Origin of the sequence: Microcystis sp. M53598_WE2 (genome assembly GCF_030067735.1) — a bacterium.
In the GTDB taxonomy this organism is placed as follows: domain Bacteria; phylum Cyanobacteriota; class Cyanobacteriia; order Cyanobacteriales; family Microcystaceae; genus Microcystis; species Microcystis aeruginosa.
In genome coordinates this window covers 1-7612 of sequence record NZ_JASJFE010000835.1, presented here as the reverse complement: position 1 = coordinate 7612, position 7612 = coordinate 1, and the positions used below count along the sequence as shown (strand labels likewise).

At 43.7% G+C, this 7612-nt stretch carries 8 protein-coding genes; 6 read left to right on the top strand and 2 right to left on the bottom strand.

From position 1 onward, the window contains the following. Positions 1–1637, top strand: a 1637-nt coding sequence (locus tag PX636_RS16940; RefSeq protein WP_288117966.1) for a glycosyltransferase, incomplete at its 5' end; no start/stop codon positions are given. A 90-nt stretch (positions 1638–1727) separates the two neighbouring features. Here the strand turns inward: PX636_RS16940 and PX636_RS16935 are convergent. Continuing rightward, entirely contained in the window at positions 1728–1883 is a 156-nt protein-coding gene (locus tag PX636_RS16935) for a hypothetical protein (RefSeq protein WP_012267676.1), read from the bottom strand. A 31-nt stretch (positions 1884–1914) separates the two neighbouring features. Between PX636_RS16935 and PX636_RS16930 the strand changes: the two genes are divergently transcribed. Further along, positions 1915–2880, top strand: a complete 966-nt coding sequence (locus tag PX636_RS16930; protein ID WP_002796101.1) for a M48 family metallopeptidase — start codon at positions 1915–1917, stop codon at positions 2878–2880. A 316-nt stretch (positions 2881–3196) separates the two neighbouring features. Further along, positions 3197–3463 carry a DUF6761 family protein gene (locus PX636_RS16925; RefSeq protein ID WP_002796102.1) on the top strand — a complete coding sequence of 89 codons (267 nt, stop codon included), beginning with the start codon at positions 3197–3199 and terminating at the stop codon, positions 3461–3463. Positions 3464–3657: 194 nt separating this feature from the next. Here the strand turns inward: PX636_RS16925 and dacB are convergent, their stop codons facing one another. After that, on the bottom strand, positions 3658–4545 hold the full coding sequence (gene dacB / locus PX636_RS16920; protein ID WP_044034704.1) for a D-alanyl-D-alanine carboxypeptidase/D-alanyl-D-alanine endopeptidase: 888 nt from the start codon (positions 4543–4545) through the stop codon (positions 3658–3660). Between the two features lie 346 nt (positions 4546–4891). Here dacB and PX636_RS16915 point away from each other — a divergent pair, with 346 nt between their 5' ends. The 3 genes from PX636_RS16915 to psbM all read left to right on the top strand — a co-directional run bounded on the left by PX636_RS16915 (position 4892) and on the right by psbM (position 7406). Then, the gene (locus PX636_RS16915) at positions 4892–5872 is read left to right on the top strand and encodes an ABC transporter ATP-binding protein (protein ID WP_288117963.1); all 981 of its coding nucleotides are present in this window, start codon (positions 4892–4894) and stop codon (positions 5870–5872) included. 144 nt (positions 5873–6016) lie between these two features. Further along, a complete protein-coding gene (locus PX636_RS16910) occupies positions 6017–7135 on the top strand; it encodes a universal stress protein (protein WP_288117961.1) in 1119 nt (372 codons plus the stop codon). A gap of 163 nt (positions 7136–7298) precedes the next feature. Next, complete coding sequence (gene psbM, locus PX636_RS16905) at positions 7299–7406, top strand: photosystem II reaction center protein PsbM (protein ID WP_012267682.1); 108 nt, start codon at positions 7299–7301, stop codon at positions 7404–7406. Positions 7407–7612 lie beyond the last annotated feature (206 nt).

Here is a 7612-nt window from a genome sequence, read left to right as displayed (position 1 = left end):
ATTGTCTAGAAAGTTTATTAAAATTAATTATCAATAATCCCCAAGTTGGTGCGGTGGGTTCTAAGTTAATTTTTGCTAATAGTAAACAACAAGAAGCGGGGGGAATTATCTGGAATTATGCCGATGGTTGGAATTATGGACGCTTAGATAGTCCCGATGAACCGGAATATAATTATGTGCGTCCCGTGGACTATTGTTCGGGAGCAAGTTTATTAGTTCCTACGGATTTATTTAAGCAATTAGGTGGTTTTTGTCAAGACTTTATCCCCGCATATTACGAAGATACAGACTTATGTTTTGCCATCCGAGAATTGGGTTATCAAGTCCTCTATCAACCGCAATCTAACGTCATCCACTACGAAGGAATCACCTCGGGAACAGACCTTTCCAGTGGGATCAAACAATATCAAGTTATTAATCAAACCAAGTTTCGAGAAAAATGGTCAAAGGTATTAACTAAACACCTAGATAACGATGCTAATAATGTACCCAAAGCTGCCCGACGTTTACAAGGAAAACCGACAATTTTAGTCATTGATTCCTACGTTCCACTATACGATCGAGAATCCGGCTGTGTGCGTTTATTAAATATTCTTAAGCTGCTGCTCAATTTAGGGTATTCAGTGATTTTCTTTCCCGATAATGGCTATCCTGAACAACCCTATACTTCCGTCCTGCAACAGCTGGGAATTGAGGTCATTTATGGCACACCGCAAAGATATAATCTAGAAGAAAAATTAATCAAATATTTACCCCTGATCGATGGAGTTTGGTTGTGTCGTCCCGAATTGTGCGATAAGTATATGGATTTAATCCGCTTAAAAACAAAAGTGCCAATTATTTATGATACAATTGACCTGCATTTTCTACGTTTAAAACGACAAAAAGACTATCTCGATCCCAGTTACCAAAATACTAGCTGGAGTTGGCAAACCTATCAGAAATTAGAGTTAAACTATGCTAATCAAGCGGCAGCAACCGTGGTAGTAACCGAAGACGAAAAGCAGGTATTATCCTCTTTAGGAGTGAAAAATGTTTGGGTAATCCCCAATATCCATGAAGAAATTTCCCTGTCAGAAAAAGTTGCCTTTGACCAGCGAGCCGGTTTAGTATTTATTGGTAGCTACAATCACCCTCCTAATATTGATGCCGTTAAGTGGTTATGTTTAGAAATTATGCCCTTAGTTTGGGCATACCGTCCCGATATTACCGTTAATTTATTGGGAAGTAACCTCAAGGATGAAGTGAAAGAATTAGCCAATGATCAAGTAATTGTCACCGGTTATGTTCCCGAAGTAGAACCCTATTTCCAAAAGAGTCGTGTTTTTGTCGCACCCCTGCGATTTGGTGCGGGAATGAAGGGTAAAATAGGTCAAAGTCTTTCCCTAGGATTACCGACTATTACCACAAAAATTGGTGCCGAAGGTATGGGATTAATTGACCACCAAGATGTTTTAATTGCCGATACTGCCGAGGAATTTGCCCAAGCGGTAATCGAACTCTATGATAATATGGAATTGTGGCAAAAACTCGCTGATAATTCCCTAGAAACTATTAAGAGATACCAACCCGCTACCGTGCAAACTAACCTACAAGCTTTGTTATCAAATCTAGGAATTGTTGCCAAGGATAGTTAACAAGAAAAAAGCTCATTTCTCCCACAGGTCTATTCTATGTCACCGCAACCAAATAAACTCTAGAATCCGCAATTTTGCAGACTTAAAAACCTATTGAGAGACATTACTGATTTGATAAACGCCAACTGTTTCTAGAAGTAATTCCTGACTATAATGCCATAAGTTGCCTCGAAAAAGTTGACAAGACAATCTTAAAAACTTGGCAATTAATGCCCGTTTATTTCTGACTAACGACTGAATTATCATTTTTCCCTTTCCCCTTTTTCCTTGAAAAAATATGCCAACTTATCCTGATATCTCCAGTCAAGCTTTTAAACATCCCCTAGATCAGCAAGCTGAACAGGCCTTAAGATCAGTTCCGGGGTTTGACTTATTAGCGAAAAGTTTTTCCGAATATCTCTATGAACGTCCCCAGCAAATTTTATTAATGGGCAATGATCTAAAAGTCAGCCCGCGTCAATACGCCACTTTATACGGCATCTATCGCCAATGTCTGCGGGATTTAGATATGTCCCCAGAACCGAATCTTTATGTCAGTCAAAACCCTTCAGCGAATGCCTATTCTTTAGGTTCGGAACATCCCTACATTGTCCTTAATACTGCCCTTTTAGACCTCTTAGATGAAGAAGAAATTAGGGTAATTCTTGCCCACGAATTAGGTCATTTAAAATGCGATCATAGTATTTTAATTCAAATGTCTTTTTGGGTGATGGGGGCGGCTAATTTTCTTGGGGGCATCACCTTAGGACTAGGAAAAGCCATTACTACCGGTCTAGTTTATGCCTTTTATGAATGGCGCAGAAAAGCCGAATTATCAGCAGACCGAGCCGCTTTATTAGTTAGCGATGATTTAAATTTAGTCCTGAGAACTTTAATGAAATGTGCAGGAGGAAGTCAAAAATACCTGCATGAATGCAACTTAGAAGAATTTATTCGCCAAGGGGAAGCCTACCGACAATTAGACCAAGATAACCTAAACCAGATTTATAAATTTCTCATTTATAATGGCGGTAATGGTTCCTTTTTAACCCATCCTTTTTCCGTGGAAAGAGTGCATTATCTACAGGAATGGTTTAACTCGGAATCCTATCGTCAAATTCGCCGGGGAAACTATGCCAAAACAGGGGTTAAAAGCTCAATTAATGTTGATGCTAATGATAGCGAAAGCGAAAGATTGCAGCGACAAATAGCAGAACTACAGGCAGAAATTGAACGGGCAAAAAGACAAAGAAACCACGAATAATCTATACGAAGGCAGAGGGCAAAAGGCAAAAGGCAGGAGACAGGATTCAGGAGACAGGATTCAGGATTCAGGAGACAGGATTCAGGAGATTGCCTTTATTTATTCTCCCTTCTCCCCACACCCCAAACCCTACACCCCACACCCCACACCCCACACCCCACACCCCACACCCTTTACTGATCACTGAAAATACCCTCGTCTGTGTTTTGCCAATTTGGTGAGTACAATAGAGGTATCGGAGACCGAGAATAGCAATTCTCCCTACGATGATCCATAAACACTTACCCCCACTCTCTTTTTTTTTGTTCTACTGCCCATGCTCCAAGATACCCAATCTATTCGTTACTATCAAAGACTAACCGATGACATGGTGGATCTTTGGCACCGTGGCTCGCGTTTTGATGAGATCCGGCTATACGTTGAAGGCTATTTAGCCTGTTTACGCGATTCTAGTTCCATAGAACCCTATCTAATTCATCGTCTCGAAGAAGAAGTTTTTCGCTTTCTGCGAGATCCCTCTAATTTTGAATATCTCTCCCCCCAAACCCAAACCCAAACCGAAGCAGATTATGGCTATTATTAACCCCATCTCGGGTTAAGGGAATTTGGCCATCATTCCGCCCAAAAAATCGGATTGACTCGCGAGAATCGCCCCGGGATTAGACACCTTGCATCGGGCAGAATTGAGGAGTTAGGAGTCGGGAGACAGAAGGGAAATCCTTACCCAATCGGGTTTCCACTAACTGTCAGGACGATTGGGTATTTTTTACAGGAGAGCTACTGAGCTTGACAGGAACGAGATGCGGTCATCTGTAGAACAATAGTATCGATCGCTTTCACTAGAGCCTGTCCGGAAACCCGTTGATTATTAACGATAATGCTAAATAACATCGGTTCTTGGTTGGGGTTTTCTAGATAACCCGATAGGGCCCGCACACCGGTAAGAGTGCCAGTTTTAGCGTAAACTGTGCCAGTAGCGGCCGTCTGACGCATTCGGTTTCTCAGGGTGCCACTAATTCCCGCTACCGGTAAGGAAGCATAGAAAGTGTCGCGATTAGGAGAATAATACATCACCCGCAAAATTTCCACGATCGAGCGGGGAGTAGCGGTATTATGGCGGGATAATCCTGAACCATCGGCTAAACGAAAACCACTGGGATTGATGCCCAATTGTGCCAAGATGGCAGTAACATTTTTAGAACCGCCGATAAAGCGAAAAAGAGTGTCAGCGTAGAAATTATTACTTCTCTGATTAGTGATATTAACCCAATCGCGCAGGGATTTTTTTTGAATTGTCGTCTCTGGGTTCATCACTTGTAAAGCGGCAGCCGTGGTAAATAACTTTGTATTAGAAGCAGGGATAAAATAGCGATCGGCGTTATGACTATAAATAACTGTTTGGCGATCGATAGATTCGATTAATATACCCCACTGATTGGGAGCTTGACTGATAATTTTATCGATATTTGCCCCGATCGATTGAGTACAGGTATTATCGATGTTATTGTTTTCCGGCGGGGGAACGTATAATTCTATGGATTCGTTCGACGAGGAAGGAGCGGGATAAACAGACAGATTAACTTGAGCGATGCCAGGGTAGGCCAAGGCGATAGTGGCTACACTGGCCACTGTCAGGGAATTAAGGCAATTGAGGAGTTGTTTCATGCTGTGTTTGTGTAAGAGTCTGGTTTCCATAAGCGTTCGCCCTATTGTACCAGTTGCCGCTCAAGTGTCAAAGTTACCTGTCTAACAGATTTTAGCGGCTAATTCACACCCATGCCAGAGAAGAAAGCTGGCAATAGCCCGGAACTGAAGTTAAAGGGTGGTGGAAAAATAGCCTATTTGGCCAGGAAACGACCACTGCAAGGGGCATCTAAGCACTGATACCCCTTCTCAAGACTGGTTGGGATTTTTCTGGGTTCCAAAATCGTGCTATTTTGATAGCCTTGACATTACTGCTGACAATTTGGGGATAATAAAAGCAAAGTGTCGGAAAAGGGATGTCAGATTCATGTATTCTGTCTCAGATGATTCCAAAACAATGACGAATACCAGCCGTCAAACTGTGCTAGAGACGTTAAACTTACAAAAAACTTATCGGACGGGATTCTGGTTAGATAAAAAAATCGAATCCTTGAAAAACTGTACTTTAATTGTCCATGAGGGCGAAACTTTTGGATTATTAGGCCCGAACGGGGCCGGCAAAACCACACTCTTAAAAACCCTTTTGGGGATTGTCCGACCCACTTCCGGACGGGCCTTGATTCTCGGTCAACCAATTGGCGATCGCTCGGTCAGGCAACGCATCGGCTATCTTCCCGAAAATGCCTACTACTACGACTATCTCACCGGCTGGGAATTCCTACAATTAATCGCCAGCATTTTTGAAATTCCCTCTTCTGTGCAGAAAAAACGCATTCCTGAATTATTGGATTTAGTGGGATTAGACCGCAAAACTGCCCAGAAAAAGCAATTGCGTCAATATTCTAAGGGGATGATGCAACGGATTGGTATAGCCCAAGCATTAATCAATGATCCAGAATTAGTCTTTCTCGATGAACCGATGTCGGGACTGGATCCTATCGGTCGCTATCAGGTGCGAGAAATTATTCAATCCCTCAAACAACGGGGGAAAACTATCTTTTTTAACTCTCATATTCTCTCCGATGTGGAACAAATTTGCGATCGCATTGCCCTGTTGGCCCGGGGAGAATTACTCTGTGTTGGTTCCCTCGAGCAAATTCTCGGTCGTGCTGATGTCTATCAGGTGATTGTTCAAGGTGGTAGGGAGGATCAACTACAGCAATGGCTCCTCGGTTTGCATTGGCGCGATCACTGTTGGCACGGACAATTACAGGGAGAACCCGCTGCTTTTCTGGCTGCCCTGCCTAGTATCGATGCTCGCTTGATTAGTCTTAATTTAGCTCGTGCTTCCCTCGAAGAATTTTTTATCGACCAATTACGTCAACGCGGTATTACCTCTAGTCAATAAGCACTCTCATACCAAATCCGTTGAGTATAGGCTACATATTAGGACAGGCAATAGGCAATAGGCAAAAGAGGGAATAGATAATCAGTTTTTAATAACTGGATTTAGTATTAATCTACAAGGGAAGTTGCCAAAAAGGAGACGAGCGTGCGACGGGGAAGACATAAAATTTTTATCGGCATGGCCCCGGGGGTCGGGAAAACTTACAAAATGCTGGAGGAGGGGCATAGCCTCAGAAAGCAGGGAACCGACGTGGTGATCGGACTTCTTGAAACCCACGGCAGGAAAGAGACCGCCGAAAAAGCCGAGGGACTGGAAATCGTACCGAGAAAAATCCTAGAGAAAGAGGGATTCACTCTCTCGGAAATGGATACGGAAGCGATTATCGCCCGCTCGCCGCAGCTGTGTCTGATCGATGAATTAGCCCACACGAACGCACCCAGTTCGGAGCGAGAGAAACGCTTTCAGGACGTGGAGATAATTTTATCCCGGGGAATCGATGTTTACTCGACAGTGAATATCCAGCATATCGAGAGTTTAAACGATCTGGTCGCCCGAATCACCGGGGTGGTGGTGCGGGAGAGAATACCCGATCGAATTTTGGAGGAAGCTGATGAAGTGATCGTGGTAGATGTTACCGCCGAAACCCTAGAAGAAAGATTATTAGCGGGAAAAATCTACGCTCCCGAAAAGATCGAACAATCTTTAAATAATTTCTTTCAACGGCGCAATTTAATCGCCCTCCGGGAACTGGCCTTGCGCGAAGTGGCCGATACGGTGGAAGAAGAAGCGAGTAATTCAACAAAATTTATCGGTCAATCCTGTCCCGTTCACGAACGGGTATTAGTCTGTATTTCCACCTATCCCAACTCTTTACGATTATTACGTCGGGGAGCGAGAATAGCGGGGTATATGAACGCGGAATTTTTCGTGATTTTCGTTGATAACCCCGAGCGCTTTCTCACCAGAGAGGAGGCTTTACATATCGAAACCTGCGAACGTTTATGTCGGGAATTCGAGGGGAAATTCTTACGGGTTAAAAGCTATCAGGTGGCGGCAGCGATCGCCGAGGTGGCCGAGCGCGAACGGATCACCCAGATCGTGATCGGGGAGAGCCTTCAATCGCGCTGGAAGAATTTCATCAAAGGTTCTTTCACCCAAAAACTCATGCGCCTGATCTGGCAGAAAAATATCGATCTTCACATCATCGCCACCGATCCAAAAGTACCAATTAAAGACGCGCGAGCCAAGGGGGTGAAAAGATAACTACCTTTCTCCCACTTCCCCACTCCCACTTCCCCACTTCCCCACTTCCCCACTTCCCCACTTCCCCCTTCCCCTCTCAAATCGGCAACGCCTTGGCTTCTCTGGGATGATATTCTAGGAGTTAATCTTTATGCAAATCCGTTGTCACAGAGGGAGTTAACTCATGCAAGTAAATAATCTCGGCTTTATCGCTAGTATCCTATTCGTCCTAGTACCCACCGTTTTCCTCTTGATTCTGTTTATCCAAACCAGACAGGAAACCGAGGGTTAAATTCCTTCCCTATCCCTATTCTTCCTAAAAACCCCGGTGATTTCTTGAAGTCATGCGGGGTTTTTTCGCTTGAATTAGGAGAAAATGCTAGTTTCGTCACCTGATCCAAAATAGCCTATAGTTAGGGTTTGCGGCAAAAAGTTTGTTGGTGGGGTTAGGAGTCAGTAGCCGGTCGTCAGTAGCCGGTCGTCGGGAGTTTCAGGCTT

Excerpts from the sequence above, each read along its gene's own strand:
- PX636_RS16935 (WP_012267676.1), bottom strand. The coding sequence starts at position 1,883 with ATGATAATTCAGTCGTTAGTCAGAAATAAACGGGCATTAATTGCCAAG.
- PX636_RS16930 (WP_002796101.1), top strand. The coding sequence starts at position 1,915 with ATGCCAACTTATCCTGATATCTCCAGTCAAGCTTTTAAACATCCCCTA.
- PX636_RS16925 (WP_002796102.1), top strand. The coding sequence starts at position 3,197 with ATGCTCCAAGATACCCAATCTATTCGTTACTATCAAAGACTAACCGAT.
- dacB (WP_044034704.1), bottom strand. The coding sequence starts at position 4,545 with ATGAAACAACTCCTCAATTGCCTTAATTCCCTGACAGTGGCCAGTGTA.
- PX636_RS16915 (WP_288117963.1), top strand. The coding sequence starts at position 4,892 with ATGTATTCTGTCTCAGATGATTCCAAAACAATGACGAATACCAGCCGT.
- psbM (WP_012267682.1), top strand. The coding sequence starts at position 7,299 with ATGCAAGTAAATAATCTCGGCTTTATCGCTAGTATCCTATTCGTCCTA.